Source organism: Dysgonomonas sp. PF1-14, assembly GCF_029892965.1.
Lineage (GTDB): Bacteria > Bacteroidota > Bacteroidia > Bacteroidales > Dysgonomonadaceae > Dysgonomonas.
In genome coordinates this window covers 1-21,560 of sequence record NZ_JARXWN010000026.1, presented here as the reverse complement: position 1 = coordinate 21,560, position 21,560 = coordinate 1, and the positions used below count along the sequence as shown (strand labels likewise).

Here is a 21,560-nt window from a genome sequence, read left to right as displayed (position 1 = left end):
TGCTCACCAACAGACTGAATAGGCGGCTTTAAAAACCAAAGGGAGACAACAGGCAGCCTAAAATCGTCTATATGATAAACAAAGAGCTTGATCGACAAGGGGAATTTCTCATAATGCTTAAAAAATTGCTCTTCGAGACAATTTCTGACATGGATTGTTATGTTTATGCTAACAGAATAATTAACTTTGTTAGAATGTAAAACACACTATATGAAATATATTTGTTTCTGGTCTCTCATTTTATCAGCTTTCTTATTTTCGTGTAGTTCCGACTCACAAAAGGCTGAAAACTATTTAGCTCAGGCTCAAAACTTGCTGGAGATAAATCCAGACAGCACTTTGTCCCTATTAGACTCTATTCTCTTACCCGATAATCTGGGTAAAAAAAAGTATAATAGATATTTGCTATTGCGTATTCAGGCAAAAGACAAAGCATATAAAGATATTGCTGAAGACACTATTATCTTTCAGATAAAAGACTATTACATACAAAAAAAGAATCCTCAACTAAGTACGCTAGCCAGCTATTATTGCGGAAGAGTATTGGAGTCTCAAAAGAAGAATAAGGAGGCTATGACTGAATATGTAAATGCTGAAAAATATGCTGAGAAGACTACTGATTATAATACAATAGGGTTGATCCAGTCTTCGATCGGCTATCTGTACTACGATCAATTTTTATATGACGAGGCACTTCCCCGATTTAAAGCAGCATTGCGCTACTACGAACAGGCAAACGGCTATAAAAATGAAGTTCTTTCTTATAAGGATATAGGGAATTGTTTTCTTATACGAGGAAAAGGTGATAGCGCCTTTCACTATTATGAAAAAGGCCTTGAGATTGCTAATCATTTTAAAGACACAACTGTTCAGGTAGACATAAGACAAAATATTGCCTTGATACAGAAACAAAGAGGGAACTATAAAAAAGCAAAGGACGGGTATTTTCAGATCATAAAATATGTAAATAGCAGTGACTCTCGAGCGAAAAACTATTCTAATATAGCCCAAATATATCAGAAAGAGAATAAAGTAGACTCGGCGATTATCTATTTCGAGAAAGCCCTTACAGAAGCGAGTAAAACTGAGAGCTACACTTTGAATGCAAGGATATATAGGTTTCTATCACAAATACACAAAGAAAAAAGAGACTACAAACAGGCAATGGAATACAATATCCTTTATAATAAAAACAGAGATAAAATCTTTGCAGCAGACGAACGACAGATAATACTGGATATACAGAAGAAATACAACTATGAACTAATTAAAAATGAGAATAACCTGCTAAAAGTAAAAGAGCAGAACATGTTTATCCTGTCTATTGCGTTAGGGCTTATTATCCTGATAATAATACTCATATTTTACTATATAAAACAGCAAAAAGAGAAAGACATATTAGAAGCCCATGAAAAGATCAACGAACTGGACAATATGGCAAAAAGCTATGATGAGGAGAAAAGCTCTTTCAGGAACAAACTTCTACACCATTTTGATATATTGAAAAAATCGGCGCTACTGGAAGGATATATGCGTGACGAAGAGAAAGAACAAAATCAAAAACTACTGAAAAGATTTAATGAGATTGTTTATAACCAAACTACTCTTGACTGGAATATTCTTTATCAGACAATGAATGACCTGCATAATGGCTTCTTTGATTCACTAAGAAAGACATTCCCTCAATTGGATGAATCCGAGTTCAGAATATGCTGCCTCATATATACCGAATTTTCAAATATAGAAATAGGAATCATCATGAGACAAAGCTCCAATACCATCACAGCAAAACGGACTGTAATAAGGAAAAAAATAGGGATGAAAGGGCATGGGAACTTCATTGATTTTTTTAATGAGAGCGTAATTAACAAATAAAAAAGTCATATCTCAACCTTACATAAACAACTTTATCTAGCTAATAACATGCATATTAATTAAATTAAAAGAGAATAAAAAGTCATATCCAGAAAACAAAGTAACCTCGTACCCAAAATATGTATCTAATTTTAGAATTGAAACACACTATATTTTAAAACAGATACAATTATGAAAAATCTATGTATTTTTATTTTACTATTTTCACTCAGTTTATCATTATCTTCTTTTAGTAAGGATAATAATGCCAAAAACGAAGAGGTCGAAGTTATTGGTGATATTACAGATCAGGCTAGAACCAGATCACTATCTATCAATCCAATCATCGTATTTCAAACAGAGTCTGCCATTGAAGTCAATTTCATAGCAAATGTAAACCTGAAAATGGAAGTATATAACGAGGTTGGCAACCTTATATATAGCACAGCTGTGAACAACTACAACGGACAGACTTTCTATATATATTACTCTAACTGGAATATCGGTAAATACAAGATCATCTTTACCAACTTATCCAATAACAAAACAGCATTTGGAGAATTTGAAATTTGAAACTGAAGTTTTTCAATTACTAGATAGCTTACTTATTTACACTTGAGAGGAGTCCGGTTTTTATAGCCGGGCTTTTCTTATTTATAAGATTTAACTGTAGCTTCTTCCCATAGATAATATCTAACAAATTTCTTTCACGAAAGTACAATCTTTAATCCAATACGCACATCAAAAGACGAAATAATAGTTAATTTTCATTATTTCGCTTTCATATTGTTTAAATTTACTACATTTACATTGTTTTTCCATGTTATTAAAATAGCGTTTTAATACAGGAATTACAAAGAAGAGTTAGTTAACCATAAACATCTTAATATCAATGAATAAAAAAACTATTGTTACCGGTGTAATAGGTGCTGACGTACATGCAGTCGGCAATAAGATACTGGCGTTCGCACTCGGAGACGCCGGATTCAATGTTATAAATCTGGGAGTAATGGTATCACAGGAAGAATTTATTGCTGCTGCTTTAGAGACCAATGCCGATGCTATCGTCGTTTCTTCACTCTACGGACATGGCGAAATAGACTGCAACGGACTAAGAGACAAATGCAATGAAGCAGGGTTAAAAGATATCCCATTACTGGCCGGAGGCAATCTGGTGGTAGGAAAGCAGGATTTTGCCGATGTAGAGAAAAGATTCCTTGCAATGGGATTTACAAAGGCCTATCCTCCCGGAACAACACTGGAAACCACTATAAGCGATTTGAATGAATTATTAGGATAATCACACCATGAAATACTTAACGGTTGATTTCGGCAGTACATATACAAAATTGACAGCCATTAATACCGAAAAGGCTATAATTCAGGGTACAGCAAGTGCCTTTACCACGATTGATACCGACATCATGAATGGCTTCAACACTGCTTTGCAAAAACTAGAGCAATCGATCGGAAAATTTGACTACGACCAATTGCTTTGTTGCAGCAGTGCCGGAGGAGGATTAAAGATGGTTGCATTAGGACTGGTTCCCGAACTAACCGCAAAAGCAGCAAAAATGGCTGCATCGAGTGCCGGCGCAAAGGTCATAAAAACCTATTCATTCGAAATATCCAAAGACGAACAAGACGAAATATATGATATCAACCCCGACTTGGTACTGCTTTGCGGCGGCACCGATGGCGGGAACAAAGAGGTAATTATTGCCAATGCCAAACGTCTGGCTAATATTAAGAGGGACTTTTCCATTATTGCAGCAGGCAATAAATGTGCATCGGACGAACTGGAAGAAATCTTCAAGCATTCGGGTAAAGACTACATCATCACCCACAATGTGATGCCTGTATTCAACAAGCTCGATATAGAACCGGCAAAACAAAGCATTAAAGCCCTGTTTATAAAGAAAATCATCGAAGCAAAAGGACTTTCTACCGTTCAACAAATGGCTTCTATAGAGATCATCCCTACCCCACTAGCCGTTATGCATGGATGCGAACTATTAAGCAAGGGGACAAAAAAGACAAACGGCATAGGTGAACTTCTCGCAATAGATCTCGGAGGTGCTACTACCGATGTATATTCCATAGCAAGTGGTAAACCCTCAATGGAAAATATTTTGGAAAAAGGGTTGCCTGAACCATTCAGCAAACGCAGTGTAGAAGGCGATTTGGGAATGAGATACAGCCTTTGTTCATTGGCCGAAGAACTCGACATGGACACTTTAGAGCAAAAGTCCGGCATAAATAAGGATAACATACAAAGTTGGATAAGCAGATGTTCTGAAAATCCTGATACTATCGCCGAAGCTGGCAGCACAGAAGCACAAGTAGAAGAACTACTGGCAAAAAGTGCCGTTGAAATTGCTGTAGAACGACATTGCGGAATAATGGAAAGTTCATATTCACCTATGGGCGAGATATTCACCCTCTCGGGGAAAGACCTGACCGAAGTTCCCTTTGTAATCGGCATTGGCGGAGCTATTATTAACAGTGCCAACCCTTCTGCAATATTAGACGGTGCCAGATTTGACATAAAACGTTATAACAGCATGAAGCCCAAACAACCTAAATACATGCTGGACAGTAAATATATATTTGCGGCGATGGGGCTGCTAAGCATTGCTGAACCCGAACTCGCTCTTGACTTAATGAAACAAGAAATAAAACTTATATAACCTTAAAAAGAAACCTAGGAGGGTTTACAAACATGGAAATTAAGAACACTAAGCTATCGAATGACGACTTTTTCGCAGAACGCAAAGAAGTCCTCGAACAATGGCCGACAGGTAAAGGCGTAGACTTTGATGAAGCTGTAAAATACCAGAAAGCTATTCCTACCGAAAAACGGTTCGGAGACAAGATGGCAAAAGCAGCTCAAAAAGGGATCACACTGATACAACCACGTGCTGGAGTAGCTCTTTATGACGAACATATTAAATTGCTACAGTATCTCGAAACCGAAGGAGAAGCCGACCTGCTACCGAGTACAATAGATAGTTACACCCGACTAAACAGATATAAAGAAGCCGAAATAGGTATAGAGAAGAGCAAAGAAAGCGGACGCTCTATGCTCAACGGTTTCCCTGCTGTAAACTACGGGGTGGATATCTGCCGTACCGTAACATCTTCGCTGAAAAGTCCAGTGCAGGTGCGCCATGGAACACCTGATGCAAGGCTATTGACCGAAATAGCTATCGCCGGAGGCTTCACATCGTATGAAGGAGGAGGTATATCATACAATATTCCATACTCGAAAAATCACTCTCTGGAAAAAACCATTGCCCACTGGCAATATGCGGACAGGCTCATCGGCTTGTATGAAGAAGCCGGAATATCTATTAACAGAGAACCTTTCGGACCGCTTACCGGCACATTGGTTCCTCCATGCATATCCAATGTAGTGGCTGTTATAGAATCCATACTTGCTGCTACACAAGGTGTAAAGGACATTACAGTTGGTTACGGACAGTGCGGAAACCTCATTCAGGACGTTGCAGCCATACGCTCACTTAATATTATGACCAGAGAATACCTGGATAGATTCGGATTCAATGACGTGAGGGTTACAACCGTATTCCATCAATGGATGGGAGGCTTCCCGCAAGACGAATCCAAGTCTTTTGCTGTTATCTCATGGGGTGCGGCCGCTGCGGTATTAGCCAAAGCAACTAAGGTGATAGTAAAAACTCCACATGAGGCAATGGGCGTTCCTACAAAAGAAGCCAATGCCGCCGGACTGAAAGCGACAAAACAATTGACTTCGATGTTGAAAGACCAAAGCTTTGTAGACATACCGGCCGTTGTTGCCGAAAGTGAGATCATTGTAAAAGAAATGAGATGCATCCTCGATAAGGTAGAAGAACTGGGTAAGGGCGATTATGCCGCAGGTACAGTAAGAGCTTTCGAAGCCGGAGTTATAGATGTACCTTTTGCCCCTAGCAAATACAACGCAGGAAAGATAATGCCGGCACGCGACAACAGTGGTGCAGTACGTTTCCTCGAATTGGGCAATATTCCGTTTACAGACGATCTGAAAGTCTTCCACAGACAAAAACTGGAAGAAAGAGCAGCCTACGAAAAACGTCCGGTAAGCTTCCAGATGGTCATCGACGATGTATATGCCATAGGAAAAGGATTCCTTGTAGGACGACCAAACGACAGATCATAAACATAACGTAAATAATATATAATATGAAAATCATTGACGTTGTATGTGCTCAGGGAAAAACAGGGTTCTTCTTTGACGACCAGAAAGCAATAAAAGCAGGAGCAAAACACGATGGAGCTTTCTATGAAGGAAAGCCTATGACCGAAGGTTTCACAGCAGTGAGGCAAGCAGGCGAATCCATATCCGTATTGTTCATTCTCGAGAATGGAACCGTTGCTCATGGAGATTGTGCTGCTGTACAGTATTCGGGAGCAGGAGGCCGCGATCCGTTGTTTCTGGCAAAAGACTTTATTCCTATCATCGAACAATATATCGTACCGCTATACAAAGGCAAAGAAATAACCACATTCAGGGAATTAGCCGGCATTGTCGATAAAGGCATTAACCCTGCAACCGGAAAGATATACCATACAGCTATACGCTACGGTGTAACTCAAGCTTGTCTCGATGCTGTTGCAAAGAGTAAGTCAAAATTAATGGCACAGGTAATTGCCGAAGAATATGGCACGAAGGTTTCCGGCACCATTATACCGATCTTTTCCCAGTCGGGAGACGACCGTTACCTCAATGCCGATAAAATGATAATGAAGGGGGCTGACGTACTGCCTCATGCCTTGTTCAACAATGTGGAAGAAAAGACCGGACTGAAAGGAGAAAAACTTCAAGCCTATGTAGAATGGCTCAAAAATCGTATCTTGCAATTCATGCCTTACGACGGTTATAATCCGACTATTCACATTGATGTATATGGCACTCTCGGGCCTGTCTTCAATAACGATTTTGAGAAGATAGCCGACTATATTGGCACATTGGAAGAACTGGCAAAGCCTTTCCATATCAGGATCGAAGGACCCGTAGATATGGGAGAAAAAGCTGCCCAGATAGATGCCTTGCGTACAATACGCCAGCTAATGGAAAAGAAAGGCATTAAGGCCGAAATAGTAGCCGACGAGTGGTGCAATACATTGGAAGACATTCGTGATTTTGCTATCCATAAAGCCGGACACATGGCACAGATAAAGACTCCCGATCTTGGAGGTATCAACAATTCTATAGAAGCCGTTATCTATTGTAAAGAGAACGGTATGGGTGCATATCTGGGTGGAACATGTAACGAGACTAACCGTTCAGCCGAAGTCTGTGCACACATAGCAATGGCAACATCACCTATACAATATCTGGCAAAACCGGGTATGGGTGTAGATGAAGGCTATATGATCGTCTTCAACGAGATGCAACGTATATTAGCCCTTAAAAACAAGTTATAATTAGTCAATATACTAACTATATATTGATTTGAAATGATTATTAATCTGTTACTTGTGTACTTATTTACTCGTCGACCAAATACCTGTAACTCGTAACTTGTAACTCGTAACTATAAAACAAATGGAAGAAATAAGAATACTTTCCCCCACAGCCATACTCGGATACGGATTCCCTATGGAATCTTTTATAGAAGGTATGAAGAGAAAACCCCATGTCATAGCGGTCGATGCCGGATCTACCGATCCGGGTCCCTATTATCTGGGAGCAGGAAAATCTTTCACCGACTACAACTCGGTAAAGCGTGACCTCGAAATAATGATTCCTGCCGCTCTCGAAGCAGGCATACCTGTTATCATTGGCACAGGCGGCGGATCGGGCGGAAGACCTCACGTAGAGTTTAATGTGAAAATTATAGAAGAGATAGCAAAAGAAAAGAAGCTATCCTTCAAGATGGCAGTAATACAGTCTGAACTGGATAAAACGCTTATCAAGAAGAAACTGGCAGAAGGAAATATTGTCCCTCTGCATCCTGCCGGCCCTATCACAGAGGCAGATGTGGATGAGTCTGTGCGTATTGTCGCCCAGATGGGAGAAGAACCATATATAGAAGCGTTGGAAGCAGGAGCACAGGTTATTCTTGCCGGAAGGTCTTATGATCCGTCTGTATTCTCTGCCCTGGCTATCAAAGAGGGCTTCGACAAGGGATTGGCAATACATCTGGGCAAGATACTCGAATGTGCATCTATCGCTGCTCTTCCGGGAAGCGGTAGCGATTGTATGTTCGGTTATTTGCAAAAGGATAACTTCGTCCTCGAGCCATTATCGCCACTACGCAAATGTACTACCCTGTCGGTTGCTGCTCATACATTGTACGAAAAGACAAACCCGTACATATTACCGGGACCCGGTGGTGCTATAGACTTGCATCACTCTGAATTCACTCAGATCACCGATAATATGGTAAAAGTCACCGGAAGCAAGTTTGTGCCTACGGACGAATACTTTGTCAAACTGGAGGGTGTAAAGAAAGTCGGCTATAGAACAATATCGGTTGCTGCTGCAAAAGACCCTGTAATGATAGAGAAGATAGATCAGATAGTACAGAGCGTGAAAGACCGTGTAGTCAACAATTTTGAGAGCTATGGTATAACGGACTTCTTCCTCGACTTCAAGATATACGGTAAGAACGGTGTTATGGGACTATTCCCCGGCAGCGAGACCCGTGTAGCTCACGAACTGGCAATAGTGATAGAAGCCGTTGCTCCTACTCAGGATCAGGCTGACACTATCTGCGGGTTCGCACGCAGTACTATGCTGCACTTCGGATACGAGGGGCGTATATCTACAGCCGGGAATCTGGCTTTCCCGTTCTCTCCATCCGATTGCAAAGTAGGCGAAGTATATGAGTTTAATGTATATCATCTGATGAAGGTAGAGAGCCCTACGGCACATTTCCCTATTACGTATATGGAATTAGCCCCCTAACCCCCAAGGGGGGATTAATTGTATATAGTTATACAACAATTATAAAACAATACCCTAACAGTAGCCTCCCCTTGGGGAGGTTGGAGGGGCTAAAAATACAATTATGGAATACAATCTAAGAGACATAGCATCCGTTATCCGCAGTAAAAACTCCGGCCCGTATGAGCTTACATTCGACATCATATTCAAGGAGTTCGACATGTATAAAAAGGTCAAAGCCGCCAGAGCCATCAACGAAGAAGGTTTTGCCAAGTTGTACAATATCTCTCTATCGGATATTATCAATCTGGTATATTTCGATCCGGCAAAGGCTGTGAAGATAACCATCGTACGCCCTATTCCGTCGGGAGCACTCGGCGAAACAGATGTATATGGCGCACAACAGCATTCGCCACTAATGAACTATAAACTGAAGTTATAAGCCTATGCGTAACCTCATACAGGAATACTCGGTCTTCTCCCAGTACTTTGCCCCGCGTGGCAGAGAGCGCCTGTTGTTTTTAGGAGAACAGATATCTCAACGCCACCTGAGCTTCAACGATAAGCTTATCGGCATTGTTGGAGATGCCGGATCGGGAAAATCGTCCCTGATCAAAGGAATGTTTCCCGGTCTGGAACTTTCTAATGATGATGACACGCTGAATCCGCGTAAGATATTGCAGGTACGCGATCTGGAGGAAGACCTCCACGAAGCCACCACATATCATATCGATATGCGTTTTCAGATAGCATTCACCCAGATGCACGAAATAGTAGACTTTGTGAAGAACATTCTCGACCGTCACCGCAGGATCATCGTAGAGCACTTTGACCTCTTGTTTCCTGCATTGGGTATCAATGCCGATATTATAGTGGGCATCGGTGAAGAAATCATTGTCACGCGTCCAAGTATTTTCGGGCCATTACCGCAGAGTATATACAACATAGTGCACGATTCGCTCTGGTACCGAAAGGTAGCCCATACAATAGAAGACGTAACCATGTTGTTGCTGAATACCGAGTTCGGTATAGACGACAGCCTGTATTACAGTTCCGACATGCGCAATGGCTTCGTTCTGAAGTTTATAAAGGAAGTAGACCTCGACTTCTGCAAGTTATCTGAAAGAATACATCAAAAGCTCGCAGAGAACCTCACAGTCAATTACTACGATGAAGACCACATCATGATAGGCGATACCATTGTTAAATGTGATGGTCCTCGTTTCCATATAAGGAATACATCGGAAGTAGAGCATTTTACGTTGATCAAGAAGTTTATATACGATCCCAAAACAAAGACTTACTGTATGGTCGGTTGCCTCGATGCCGAAGACCGGATCGACATACGCAACCTGAATACAATTCACTTCTTAAAAAGAAAGGCCTAAGATGATAAGACAGATAAATACCAAAGACATAACTAACCTTGTAGAGGGACTCTGTATAGAAGCTAACTGCAACCTCACCGACGACATATTCAACTGTCTGGGCCAATGCTGCAAAAAGGAGAAGTCTGCTTTGGGTAAGGATATACTGAATACCCTCATCGAAAATGCAGAGATAGCAAAAGCAGGACGTGATCCTATTTGTCAGGATACGGGCATGACTGTCGTATTTGTCACAATGGGGCAAGATGTACATATCGAAGGCGGCTTTCTCGAAGATGCCATTAATCAAGGTGTACGGCAAGGCTACGAGAAAGGTTACCTGCGCAAGTCAGTTGTCAAAGACCCTATCGACAGGGTGAATACAAAAGACAATACCCCTGCTGTAATCCATTATGAACTCGTTCCCGGCGATAAGTTCCATATTACTGTTGCCCCGAAAGGCTTTGGCAGCGAGAACATGAGCAGGCTGAAAATGCTGAAACCAAGTCAAGGACTACAAGGTATAAAGGACTTTGTGATAGAAACAATATCGGAAGCCGGAGCAAATCCTTGCCCACCCATCATTGTAGGAATAGGTATAGGCGGCACAATGGAGAAGAGTGCCTACCTTAGCAAGAAGGCTTTATTGAGACCCGTAAACGAGAACAATAATGACCCTAAACTCGCTGAACTCGAAGCTGAGCTACTGGATGCCATCAACGCATTAGGTATCGGCCCTGCCGGATTTGGCGGCACAACTACGGCTCTGGCTGTAAACATACTGACCTATGCTACACACATAGCCGGATTACCTGTATCTGTCAATATCGGATGTCATGCTACACGCCATGCAGAAGGAGATTTATAGAAAGGAGATAATATGAAAGACAGGATTGAAATAACTACCCCCTTCTCTGATGAGATGATAAAAAGCCTGAAAGCCGGCGATATGGCATACATATCAGGTGTTGTATATACAGCCCGCGATGCTGCACACAAAAGAATGTGCGAACTGCTCGATAAAGATGAGCCTATGCCGTTCGACTTCAAGGGAGCTGCCATATATTACGCTGGTCCTTGCCCTGCCAAGCCGGGTACGCCTATCGGTTCGGTAGGCCCTACAACAAGCGGACGCATGGATCTCTATTCACCACGCCTGATAGCAAAAGGGCTCAGGGTAATGATAGGAAAAGGACTTCGCAATCAGGAGGTTACTGACGCTATCATTAAACATTCCGGAGTGTACTTTGCCGCAATAGGCGGAGCAGCAGCCCTGATGGGTAAGTGTGTAGAAAGCGCCGAAGTTATTGCATTTGATGAACTGGGTACGGAAGCCGTCAGACGCCTTATAGTAAAAGACCTGCCTGTGATTGTCGCTATCGATTGTCATGGCAACAATATGTACGAAGAAGGTCGTAAGAAATATAGTACAACAACACTTTAATAAAAAAGGTAACAAAGGTAACACATTTACAACAGTTCTTTCTTTGTTACTTTTCTTCTATCTCATAATAGATTTTCATAGAACGGGAGAATAATATTCTCCCGTTCATTTTATTATCGTATAGATAAATATCTTTTCTAAAAATACAGGCATTCGTTCAATCACACTATAAAATGTGTTTTCCACAGTATAAAAGAGACGTGCTATAATTTATAATAAATCTATTTAGTCCAGTTTTTAGTAGGAACAACTTTTTTTATCGTTCCATCAGCATTATATTCTAACTTGTCTACACAAACAGAACGAAGGTTTCCTCTCCCCGATAATGAACTGTCGTGATAAAAAGCATACCATTGTCCTTTATATTCTACTATCGATCCATGATTGGTATCACAATCGGTAGGATCCATATAAATACCCTGATATGTCCATGGACCTAACGGGCTTTTACTTGTTGCATACTTTTTTCTATTCGCACCCGGATTGTTATCGGAATAAGACAGATAATAAGTTCCATTATACTTATGTACCCATGTAGCCTCGTGAAAATCATCCAGTCCGGTCATATCTACGAGAGTTCCATCTAATTCGGTCATATTGGCTTTCATCTTGGCACCTTTACATCTGCCACCGCCGCCATAATAGAAATATGCCTGTCCGTCATCATCTACAAAGACACATGGATCTATCATCGCAAAGTTATCGCCTCCCAGATCAAGATATCCCTGTACTTTAAAATCACTGGCAGGCTTTGAACTTGTTGCTACGCCTACTTTCCATGTTTTGTTCCACTCCGTACCACTTGGATGCGGAAAATAGAAATAATATGTTCCGTCTCTGTACGCACAGTCAGGAGCCCACATAAATCCGCCCTCGGGTCTGCCCCAAGGCACTTGGCTCGAACGAAGTATTTCGCCATGATCTACCCAGTTTACCATATCATCGGTAGAAAACACATGGTACTGATCCATCAGGTCGCACCCTCTCGGTGGAGCTATATCGTGCGAAGCATATACATACAAACGCCCGTCAGCCCATACGCGTGCCGATGGGTCGGCTGTATACATATGTTGAATAAACGGATTTTTCTGTGCAGTTACATTTGCCGTTAACGCTAAAACAGCAAGTATCAAAAATGTTTTTTTCATTGTTCTATATCTCATCTGAAAATTTATTTCCACCCCTCTTTAGTCTGCTTCACCATCTGGATTGTTCCATCCGGATTGTAATACAATTTATCTACACAAACCGAACGTAACCAATCGTTAAACTCTCCGTTCTTCAATGATAAAGAACTGTCATGATAAAAAGAATACCATTGTCCTTTATATTCTACTATCGATCCATGATTGGTATAACTATTAGTCGGTTCCATATAGATTCCTTTATGTTCCCAAGGGCCTAATGGGCTTTTGCTGATGGCATAACGCATACGGTTGTCACCTTTTACTCCATCGTTCCAGTTTTCATCATGGTTATCCGAGTATGACAGATAATAGATACCATTACGTTTATGCACCCATGCAGCTTCGTGGAAATCATACAAGCCTTCCATTATCTGCAACTGACCGTCAACTTCCATCATATTATCTTTCAACTTACCACCAAAGCAGGTTCCGCCACCACCCTGATAAATATAAGCCTGCCCATCGTCATCAATAAACACATTCGGATCGATATGTGCTTCCATACCCTTTACGTAACCTTGTACTACAAAATCTTTTGCCGGATGCTTACTCGTTGCAACTCCTATTTTCCAGCTTTTAGTCCAATCAGATTCGCTTGGGTGCGGAAAATAAAAGTAATATGTACCATCTTTATATACACAGTCGGGGGCCCACATGAATCCGCCCTCGGGTCTGCCCCAAGGCACTTGGCTCGAACGTAGTATCTCGCCATGATCTACCCAGTTTATCATATCGTCGGTAGAAAACACATGATACTGATCCATCAGGTCGCACCCTCTCGGTGGAGCTATATCGTGCGAAGCATATACATACAAACGCCCGTCAGCCCATACGCGTGCCGATGGGTCGGCTGTGTACATATGCTGTACAAATGGATTCTTCTGTGCTAAAACACTATTCGATAATAATGTAAGCGCTAGAACGCCCAGAGTGAATAAAGTTCTTTTCATTTTGTCAGTGTATTTATTATGTAATTATTTATACGTTGCTTTAAGGATAAAATCAACTATTGGTGCAGGATTTGGGAAACTATGCGGATGATGTTTAAATCCTTTTTTTACCATTACGGTTATATCGCCTCCCTGTGTCTTTACTTTTTCTTCGAACAGCGTTACTTGCATAGGAGATACGGCCTCGTCCTGATCGGCAGAAAGAATGAGAATCGTATATTTACCCTTTACGATATCTTTTACTTTATCAGTCGGATTGCCTTTGAAATTGCGTATATCATCTTTCGTTTTCAGATTATAGGCAGCCATAAAGTCTTTGGTCATCTCTCCTAAATCTTCTTCGGGTTTGTCAGCCAGATAACGACAATCGAGAAGCGGGTTGTCCACATACACACAATTTACCCTGTCGGGATAGGCTGCCGCCCAGCAAAAAGAGTACATAGCGCCACGACTCATGCCTTCCATTGTGCTTTTCTTCGACAAGCCTGCCTTTGTCAGCAGTTTATAGAAATCAGACCAGATAGACAATGCTTCTTTGTTTCCCATCAGCTCTGCCACATTGCAATAGACAAGATGAAATCCACGTTCGAGCAAGGCAATATCCGTTTGAGGCTCATGTGCCCAGAAGCGGGTACGCCATATCCACGGTTTCCCCTGAGCTGCCTGTTTTGGCTTTACAACCTTACCCTCTCGTCCTCTTATCTTAAAATCGGCACACTGATAACCTTTAAAATCACTGATTGTATAAGGTGATTTTATGCCTTTGAAGATATCAAAACCTTTGTCCGTCTTCAGAGTTAGCTGGTCAAATAATCTCTTTGCAATTATAGCTGAGCCTTCGTTTTCGGGATGAATATTATCAGGCATAAGGTCTTTGCGGTCGATAAGCAACGAGTGCATATCCAACACTTCTACATTCTCCTTGTATGCTGCACTCTGCAAACGGGGAGTGATCTGCTCTACAAGCACCTTATCCCATATCTGAGTAGTATCGGGTTCGAAAGAGACAAACGGCAACATCACTATCACACGCGGCTTGGATGGCAGATTGCGAAACGACCTAATCATATCTATGCAATCCTGTTCCATATCGTCCATATATACACGATTCTGCAATTTTGCATCATTACCGCCCAAGTCGATAAAAACGATGTCAGGGTTGCTGCTTAAAGCTATTTTATACTGATCTGTATTCCAATATGGATGGTCGCCTTTACGTAACATTGTACGGCTACCTATACCACAATTAATCACCTCATAGTTATTCCCTAACAAAGTGCCAAGCTGTGCCGGATAAGAGTCTTTTCGGGGATCGGTTGTACGCGCGCCTTCGGTAATACTGGCACCTACGCAGACAATCTTTGTTTGTCCGACAGCAACGACAGACAATAAGATACAGATCAGAAAAAAGACAGCATATTTCATTTTACAACAGTTATCGTTTGAGTCAAATGTATATTTTTCGATGAGCTTCCTACCATTATTTCAAATTCTCCCGCTTCTACAACCCGTTTCATATCAGCATTGATGAGTGACAAATGTTCAGGTGTAAGCGTCATCTTCACTTCCTTACTTTCTCCTGCTTTCAGGAAAACATTAGCAAAACCTTTCAACAGCTTCACAGGTGTAGCCACGCTGCTTACCTTATCGTTGATATATAGCTGTACCACTTCCGCACCGTCTACATTTCCCGTATTTCTCAGATTGATACTTACGGTTATATTATCCTTTATTGTTGGATTTTCGGGAGTAATACTCAGTGCAGAATATGTAAAATCGGTATAACTCAATCCATACCCGAACTCATACAACGGCTCTCCTACCCCATCTACATATCTGCGGCTGGCTGAAGGTTTTTTAGAGTAATAAATCGGTAAAACACCCTGATCTTTCGGGAAGCTTATCGACAATTTTCCGGATGGATTATAATCTCCCCAAAGCACATCGGCAACAGCATCACCACCCGATTCGCCCGGATACCACGCTTGCAGGAGAGCAGAAGAGTTTTCCGCTATTTCGGTCAGTACGAGCGGACGTCCTGTAAGCATTACCGTAACGACAGGTTTATTTGCTTGTTTTGCGGTTTTTATAATATCTATATCTGCCTGATGCGGATAAAGGTTTTGACGGTCGCGACTTTCGCCCACCTCATCGTTTGTTTCTCCGATAACTACTATTGTAACATCAGACACTGCGGCGGCGCGAGCTACATCCCTATATAGCGATGAAGAAGTTAATTGTGTCATCCTCCATTTCAGATTGATGTAAGCAATATCTTCTATTTCGGCAAATTCGAGGCGGATAGGCACAGGCTGTCCGGCTGTCATATTTATCTTGCGGCTGGTAGCTGCCTTCGTACGTTTATCATCGCCCCAACGGTCGATAAGCAATTCGTCTTTTATATACAAACGGGCGTAGTCGTCAGCATTCAGATTAAACTCATATTCACCTGTAACAGGAGCTGTAATAGTTCCTGTCCAACGCACAGAGAAGTTATCGGAATTTACACCCGGCGCAGGACTCAGATTGTGCCAGTAAACAGACAGATTATCGCCTATGGCAGTATATACCGGCGTACCACTAAAGTCTGTATTATTAAAGTATTCCATATTCAGTCCGTTACCATCAGGTGCCGATTTAGGAGTTAGTGCAGTTAATGGAATATTGGAAAACCGTTCGGAGATATCACTATTCACAAAGTTTATCTTCACATTCTCGCCAAAGCGTTTTTTTAGTGCTTCATACACAGTTATACCTTTTGCTCCTGCCGGAGAATATCCCCCGAGTGAAGACACATTCGCCAGATTGCCAACAAGTGCAACAGAGCGTATATTTTTATCTAATGGCAGTACTCCATCTTTATTCTCCAACAATACGATGGATTTACGGGCAGCGTCTAACGCCAGCGTCTGATGTTCTTCACTTCTGAATACTTTGGCGGCTAACGATTCATCTGTATACGGATTATCGAAAAGCCCCAATTCGAACTTAACACGCAAAACTCCGCCAACAGCCCGATCGAGATCTTTCTCTGACAGCTTGCCATCTTTTACGGCTTTTACTACTGTTTGCTGAAACACATCGTGCGGATAGTCGTAAAATTGCATATCCAATCCGGCACTGATAGCGGATATAATGGCCTCTTCTTCGTTAGCTACTGTATGATGGTCTTTATATTGTTTAGCAATTGCTCCCAGATCGGAAACAACAAAGCCATCGAACCCCCATTCGTCTCTCAGTATTTTTTTTAGCAGCCACGCATCCGCGATCGCAGGTACACCATCGCGCTCGTGGTAGGCTGCCATGATGCCTTTTGCCTTTGCTTCGGTAACGGCTTTTTCGAATACATACAGGTGGGTAGAACGGGCTTCACGTTCACCAATAAAAACAGGCGCAGTATTTACTCCGCCTTCGGGAATGCCATGTATGGCAAAATGTTTGGGTTCTGCGACTACCGTATTATTGTCTTTCAGGCTATTACCCTGCATTCCTTTAATCAGACTTACGGCATAGCGGGATGACAGATAGGTATCTTCGCCGAATGTTTCTTCTGTACGTCCCCATCTGATATCGCGTGCCAGATCGAGATTCGGACCGAGCACAAAATGCACCCCATGTGCTCTTGCCTCTGTTGCAATGGCTTTACCTATATTATGTACAAGTATTGTATCCCATGTGGAAGAATTACCTATCGGTGTCGGGAATGTAGTAGCACCTTCGCCCTGATAACCATGCAATGCTTCTTCAATAAAGATAACGGGAATACCCAGACGGGAATTTTCTATTGCCCGCTTCTGTACTGCATTGGCTATAGCTGCTGTCTTGGGATAGAAATCGTGTATGGAACCAATACACATGGAATCTATGAAATACCGCGCTTCTACTTCCTTTAATTTATCAGGCCCATCGAGAATATCATTTGCCGAAAGCATATCCAGCTGAGCGGCTTTTTCCTCGAGTGTCATTCGCGACAGAAGGTCGCTGACCCTGTCGCTAATATCGGCATTTGCATCTTTGTAACGAGGCGTGTCTGAGCATCCTGTATTAAGGAGCAGTAGTAATGCGACTATTATAAAATAAATCTTTTTCATGGTTATATTTTTATAGAGTATATGCGCTGTTTTCATAAAGTCAAAAATATTTCCATAGCATTAAAATTACCTTAATGGGAATATTAAGACACGCTTAAATACTGGTTAATACTCACATTTTAACATTAATCTCTTGCCCTTGATATACAATAAGCTTATCAGGTTTACCCAAAGACGAGCGAATACTTTTCCCCTCACCCAACAGGGTTATTTTGAAGTTGCGTTTTTTCAGCATACCCGGAAATTCTCCCTGACTGGCACCAATAGTCAATGTATGGGCTTTATCGTCCCATTTCATCTTTATAGTCGCGTAAGCTCCTCTTTCATAATTGTAGTTATTATTTTCATCTTCATACAGTACAAACTCTGCATCTGCACCCGGATAAACGAATATATCCAGATCGTCCCACTTCTTCTCTTCTGCATATTGTACTTTAGGCCCCCAAGGAAGAATAGAACCCGCTTTGATGTATAGCGGAATAATGTCTATCGGTGTAGACTTACTCAATGTCTGTCCGCCTCTACCTTTTTCTCCTGTCCAGAAGTCGTACCAGTCAGCACCTTTAGGCAGATATACTTTTTGTGATTTTATAGTATTAAAATTTTCTACGACTTTTCCATCTATACGATCTACATACATGGAGTCAGTAACAGGTATCACCAATATGGATTTTCCGAACATATACTGATTATCTATATCATGCACTTTTTCATCCTGTGCAAAGTCCATACTCAGCGCACGCATCATAGAACCTGCATTTTGAGTTATATCATAACCTATGGAATACATATAAGGCAGCAGGCTATAACGCATATTAATATACTTCTCCTGTGCATCGTAAGCCCAGTTTCCTTTTTCTCCGAACTGGAATATTTCGCGAGGAGTATTGGTTCCATGTGAGCGCATCATCGGAGTGAATGTTCCAAATTGCAACCAACGCACATACAATTCGTGATATGCTTTATCTTTTATACCTTCAGGATATGCACGTCCTGCCCAGAAACCACCTATATCGGTATTCCAATAAGGGATACCGCAAAGAGAGAAATTCAATCCGGCAGCGATCTGATCATGCAATACATTCCAGCGCGAGTCGATATCACCTGACCACGAATTTGCGCCATAACGCTGTTGTCCGGCAAAAGCCGAGCGAGTAAGAATGTATACACGCTTATCGGAACTCACTTTACGCTGATGGTCGTATACGCCACCTACGGATACTAACGGATAGGCATTAGCTACATCTCTGTATGTACCAAGATATGTTGAGTAGTTAAGCTCTTCATTGCCGGAGTTATCTTCCGGTTCGGTAGCATCGAGCCACCAACTATCCATTCCCAAAGCAAACTGATTCTTATTCATATAATCCCAATATATTTTTCGGGCTTCAGGATTGAAAGCATCATATACCCTCACTCCTATATTGTGTGGATAGGTATCGAAATCGAACAACATTTTTTTCTTTTTCAGTTCCTTATGAATATTGGTTTCGGGTCCGAAAGACGGCCATACGGAAATTGCAATATGCGCATTCAACTTATGTACGTCATCTATCATCTTTTTCGGATTAGGGAATTCAGGGTTGCCATATTCTATAGCGTTCCAATGCTTATTATTGGTACTCCAATATTGCCAGTCCTGAATAATGCCATCAAGCGGCACTCCCAGATCACGATATTTTTTCACTACACCTATCAGCTCATCTTGCGAAACATAACGCTCACGACTTTGCCAGAATCCGTATGTCCATAGCGGAAACATCGGAGCCTGTCCGGTAAGATCGCGTATTTGCGCGATTGTACCGTCCATATCTTTTCCATACATAAAGTAATAGTCGATACACTTACCCGATGATGAAGTAAATAACAGACCTTCATACGAATCGTTGTATGTAGTAGGCGCATAGTTATCCCAGTACACAGCGTATCCCTTTACAGAATGTATTATGGGAATGGCAATTTCTGTGTTACTCTGGCGAAGATAGACTTCCTGTCCGCGCTGATTCATATGTCCCTGCTGATGTTGCCCCAGACCATATACGGCTTCTTGCTTATCTAACAGGAAAGTCTGTTTTACTTCGTAAGTCTTTCCACTCTTGTATTGTTTTGGAGTGAACACTGACGAAACACTACGCTCAGCAATGAACGGGCGGGTATCTGTTCCGTTAAACGCTACATCGCCCGTAGTCAGATTCAGTGTAACAACCACATCGGAAGATGCAAGAGTGATTACATTATTAAACCTCTCTATATTGAATTGCGTTGTTTCCGGTTCTTTAATCACAGCCAGACTCTTTTTCTTCAAGGCTTCTCCTTTGGGATATTTCAACACACGAACAATTGTAGGGCTGTAAAACTGAACTTCAATATCGGTAGTCCCTACCTGAGTTTTCACACCGTTCGAGGTTTTCTGATAATTTTGTGCATTCAACAGACCCGACAGAGCCAGAATGAGAAATATAATGAATGTTTTTTTCATAAAAATTTAAATTTTCAATTCTGTAACAGAATATTTCAATGAGTAACTATACCTATTTTTTTATATAAAATATACCATTCTTAAAGTCTAATACGATCGTAAAATTTTCGAAATATACATTCCCCAATATTCCGGCAAAAGGGCTACGACGCTCTATTCCCAGAAATGCAATCCTTTTATTTTCAATATAATGATTACTCCCTGTTGATATTGTATCTGCATATATTATAGATCTATTTTCTACGACATTAGCTGTAGAAGTTTTCCCTTGCTCTGCTTCATTCAAATTAATATTGTATTTCTCCCTGATACTATGATTAAAAGTAAGGGTACTTGTATTACCCGTATCGATCATCACATATTCGTCTATTTTATTATTTTGCACTGAGAATATACCGGGTATACCCCATTTGTGTTCTTCTTTCTGCATTGGGATAGACTCATAGTCAGCCGTAATGTCTTCCGATTGAATTTCTTTTATATATTTGTCTTTATATGATATCTCTATGATCTTTCCCTCAAAGAAATCCCAACCGATAATTCCTCCGACATTAAACCATGAAAAAACAGGGTTCCGATAATCCACTTTATCCAATATCCCTTTTGGATAATCATAATACTGATTTTTATTATTTCCGATCTTAATCCATTTAGCCGATTCTGATTCGTCAAATATGTTAAGGCTATCTGCAATAAGCAATCCATATACTCCCGTATCGAAGAATACCCTTGTCTGCAATGTGTCATTTATAACAGCATCCATTATTATCCCCCTCTTGTTCAAGTCATACTCTATCGGTATAGGTCCTTGAGAAAACAGATGAAGATTAAAGAAAACTGCAATACAAATCAAAAAAACTATCTTCCTTATAATCATATTTTTATATTTCTAAATCTCCTTTTAGCCTAATATCAGCCGATGAACTTCCTACCATAAATTCATAGTTACCCTGAGGTGTTACAAAATTTTCAGCATTATCATCCCAATATCTTAACAAATCTTTGCGAATCTCTATTTCTACCTTCTTAGTCTCCTTTTTATCCACAGTAGTCCGTTGAAATCCTTTTAGTTCCTTCATTGGCATAACAACACCTGTAGATGGTAGTTTTACATATACCTGCGATACTTCATCGCCTTTCATATCTCCTGTGTTTTTCAGATCGAATGATACCAATACTGTAAAAGTTTAGACTAGATCTGACAGTTGGGTATTTTTTCAAGGTTGTATATTTGGGTTTTCTAAGCCATAATTTCTTGGAATAGGGATATAG

At 41.1% G+C, this 21,560-nt stretch carries 18 protein-coding genes; 11 read left to right on the top strand and 7 right to left on the bottom strand.

Annotation, left to right across the window (positions count from 1 at the left end):
• Positions 1–210 precede the first annotated feature (210 nt).
• From M2448_RS19560 to M2448_RS19510, 11 genes are all read left to right on the top strand, one after another.
• Complete coding sequence (locus M2448_RS19560) at positions 211–1,875, top strand: tetratricopeptide repeat protein (protein ID WP_280647838.1); 1,665 nt, start codon at positions 211–213, stop codon at positions 1,873–1,875.
• Positions 1,876–2,046: 171 nt separating this feature from the next.
• Entirely contained in the window at positions 2,047–2,427 is a 381-nt protein-coding gene (locus M2448_RS19555) for a DUF3244 domain-containing protein (RefSeq protein WP_280647837.1), read from the top strand.
• A gap of 319 nt (positions 2,428–2,746) precedes the next feature.
• Complete coding sequence (glmS, locus tag M2448_RS19550; protein ID WP_280647836.1) at positions 2,747–3,154, top strand: methylaspartate mutase subunit S; 408 nt, start codon at positions 2,747–2,749, stop codon at positions 3,152–3,154.
• A gap of 7 nt (positions 3,155–3,161) precedes the next feature.
• Positions 3,162–4,544, top strand: coding sequence for a methylaspartate mutase accessory protein GlmL (gene glmL / locus M2448_RS19545; protein WP_280647835.1), 1,383 nt, complete (start codon positions 3,162–3,164; stop codon positions 4,542–4,544).
• A gap of 32 nt (positions 4,545–4,576) precedes the next feature.
• Positions 4,577–6,037, top strand: a complete 1,461-nt coding sequence (locus M2448_RS19540; RefSeq protein WP_280647834.1) for a methylaspartate mutase subunit E — start codon at positions 4,577–4,579, stop codon at positions 6,035–6,037.
• A gap of 23 nt (positions 6,038–6,060) precedes the next feature.
• Positions 6,061–7,305 carry a methylaspartate ammonia-lyase gene (locus M2448_RS19535; RefSeq protein WP_280647833.1) on the top strand — a complete coding sequence of 415 codons (1,245 nt, stop codon included), beginning with the start codon at positions 6,061–6,063 and terminating at the stop codon, positions 7,303–7,305.
• A 121-nt stretch (positions 7,306–7,426) separates the two neighbouring features.
• Positions 7,427–8,791, top strand: coding sequence for an acyclic terpene utilization AtuA family protein (locus tag M2448_RS19530; protein WP_280647832.1), 1,365 nt, complete (start codon positions 7,427–7,429; stop codon positions 8,789–8,791).
• Positions 8,792–8,891: 100 nt separating this feature from the next.
• A complete protein-coding gene (locus tag M2448_RS19525; protein WP_280647845.1) occupies positions 8,892–9,212 on the top strand; it encodes a DUF4387 domain-containing protein in 321 nt (106 codons plus the stop codon).
• Positions 9,213–9,216: 4 nt separating this feature from the next.
• Positions 9,217–10,158 carry an alanine-tRNA synthetase second additional domain-containing protein gene (locus M2448_RS19520; RefSeq protein WP_280647831.1) on the top strand — a complete coding sequence of 314 codons (942 nt, stop codon included), beginning with the start codon at positions 9,217–9,219 and terminating at the stop codon, positions 10,156–10,158.
• A 4-nt stretch (positions 10,159–10,162) separates the two neighbouring features.
• Positions 10,163–11,005, top strand: a complete 843-nt coding sequence (locus tag M2448_RS19515) for a fumarate hydratase (protein WP_280647844.1) — start codon at positions 10,163–10,165, stop codon at positions 11,003–11,005.
• Positions 11,006–11,017: 12 nt separating this feature from the next.
• Positions 11,018–11,581, top strand: a complete 564-nt coding sequence (locus tag M2448_RS19510; protein WP_280647830.1) for a Fe-S-containing hydro-lyase — start codon at positions 11,018–11,020, stop codon at positions 11,579–11,581.
• 221 nt (positions 11,582–11,802) lie between these two features.
• Here the strand turns inward: M2448_RS19510 and M2448_RS19505 are convergent, their stop codons facing one another.
• The 7 genes from M2448_RS19505 to M2448_RS19475 form a co-directional block, all read right to left on the bottom strand.
• The gene (locus M2448_RS19505; protein ID WP_280647829.1) at positions 11,803–12,729 is read right to left on the bottom strand and encodes a family 43 glycosylhydrolase; all 927 of its coding nucleotides are present in this window, start codon (positions 12,727–12,729) and stop codon (positions 11,803–11,805) included.
• 23 nt (positions 12,730–12,752) lie between these two features.
• A complete protein-coding gene (locus tag M2448_RS19500; protein WP_280647828.1) occupies positions 12,753–13,718 on the bottom strand; it encodes a family 43 glycosylhydrolase in 966 nt (321 codons plus the stop codon).
• 24 nt (positions 13,719–13,742) lie between these two features.
• Positions 13,743–15,143, bottom strand: coding sequence for a GDSL-type esterase/lipase family protein (locus M2448_RS19495; RefSeq protein ID WP_280647827.1), 1,401 nt, complete (start codon positions 15,141–15,143; stop codon positions 13,743–13,745).
• Positions 15,140–17,809, bottom strand: coding sequence for a glycoside hydrolase family 3 N-terminal domain-containing protein (locus M2448_RS19490; RefSeq protein WP_280647826.1), 2,670 nt, complete (start codon positions 17,807–17,809; stop codon positions 15,140–15,142). Before M2448_RS19490 ends, M2448_RS19495 begins: the two co-directional genes overlap by 4 nt.
• A gap of 112 nt (positions 17,810–17,921) precedes the next feature.
• Positions 17,922–20,288, bottom strand: a complete 2,367-nt coding sequence (locus tag M2448_RS19485) for a TIM-barrel domain-containing protein (protein WP_280647825.1) — start codon at positions 20,286–20,288, stop codon at positions 17,922–17,924.
• A gap of 52 nt (positions 20,289–20,340) precedes the next feature.
• Positions 20,341–21,051, bottom strand: coding sequence for a hypothetical protein (locus tag M2448_RS19480; RefSeq protein ID WP_280647824.1), 711 nt, complete (start codon positions 21,049–21,051; stop codon positions 20,341–20,343).
• 118 nt (positions 21,052–21,169) lie between these two features.
• Positions 21,170–21,463 (bottom strand): fibronectin type III-like domain-contianing protein, encoded by a 294-nt coding sequence (locus tag M2448_RS19475; RefSeq protein WP_280647823.1) that lies wholly within the window; start codon positions 21,461–21,463, stop codon positions 21,170–21,172.
• Positions 21,464–21,560: the final 97 nt, after the last annotated feature.

Bases quoted from the DNA above. Each gene is read 5' to 3' on its own strand.
- M2448_RS19555 (WP_280647837.1), top strand. From the start codon at position 2,047: ATGAAAAATCTATGTATTTTTATTTTACTATTTTCACTCAGTTTATCA.
- glmS (WP_280647836.1), top strand. From the start codon at position 2,747: ATGAATAAAAAAACTATTGTTACCGGTGTAATAGGTGCTGACGTACAT.
- M2448_RS19535 (WP_280647833.1), top strand. From the start codon at position 6,061: ATGAAAATCATTGACGTTGTATGTGCTCAGGGAAAAACAGGGTTCTTC.
- M2448_RS19530 (WP_280647832.1), top strand. From the start codon at position 7,427: ATGGAAGAAATAAGAATACTTTCCCCCACAGCCATACTCGGATACGGA.
- M2448_RS19510 (WP_280647830.1), top strand. From the start codon at position 11,018: ATGAAAGACAGGATTGAAATAACTACCCCCTTCTCTGATGAGATGATA.
- M2448_RS19490 (WP_280647826.1), bottom strand. From the start codon at position 17,809: ATGAAAAAGATTTATTTTATAATAGTCGCATTACTACTGCTCCTTAAT.
- M2448_RS19485 (WP_280647825.1), bottom strand. From the start codon at position 20,288: ATGAAAAAAACATTCATTATATTTCTCATTCTGGCTCTGTCGGGTCTG.
- M2448_RS19560 (WP_280647838.1), top strand. From the start codon at position 211: ATGAAATATATTTGTTTCTGGTCTCTCATTTTATCAGCTTTCTTATTT.
- M2448_RS19500 (WP_280647828.1), bottom strand. From the start codon at position 13,718: ATGAAAAGAACTTTATTCACTCTGGGCGTTCTAGCGCTTACATTATTA.
- M2448_RS19480 (WP_280647824.1), bottom strand. From the start codon at position 21,051: ATGGATGCTGTTATAAATGACACATTGCAGACAAGGGTATTCTTCGAT.
- M2448_RS19540 (WP_280647834.1), top strand. From the start codon at position 4,577: ATGGAAATTAAGAACACTAAGCTATCGAATGACGACTTTTTCGCAGAA.
- M2448_RS19520 (WP_280647831.1), top strand. From the start codon at position 9,217: ATGCGTAACCTCATACAGGAATACTCGGTCTTCTCCCAGTACTTTGCC.
- glmL (WP_280647835.1), top strand. From the start codon at position 3,162: ATGAAATACTTAACGGTTGATTTCGGCAGTACATATACAAAATTGACA.
- M2448_RS19495 (WP_280647827.1), bottom strand. From the start codon at position 15,143: ATGAAATATGCTGTCTTTTTTCTGATCTGTATCTTATTGTCTGTCGTT.
- M2448_RS19505 (WP_280647829.1), bottom strand. From the start codon at position 12,729: ATGAAAAAAACATTTTTGATACTTGCTGTTTTAGCGTTAACGGCAAAT.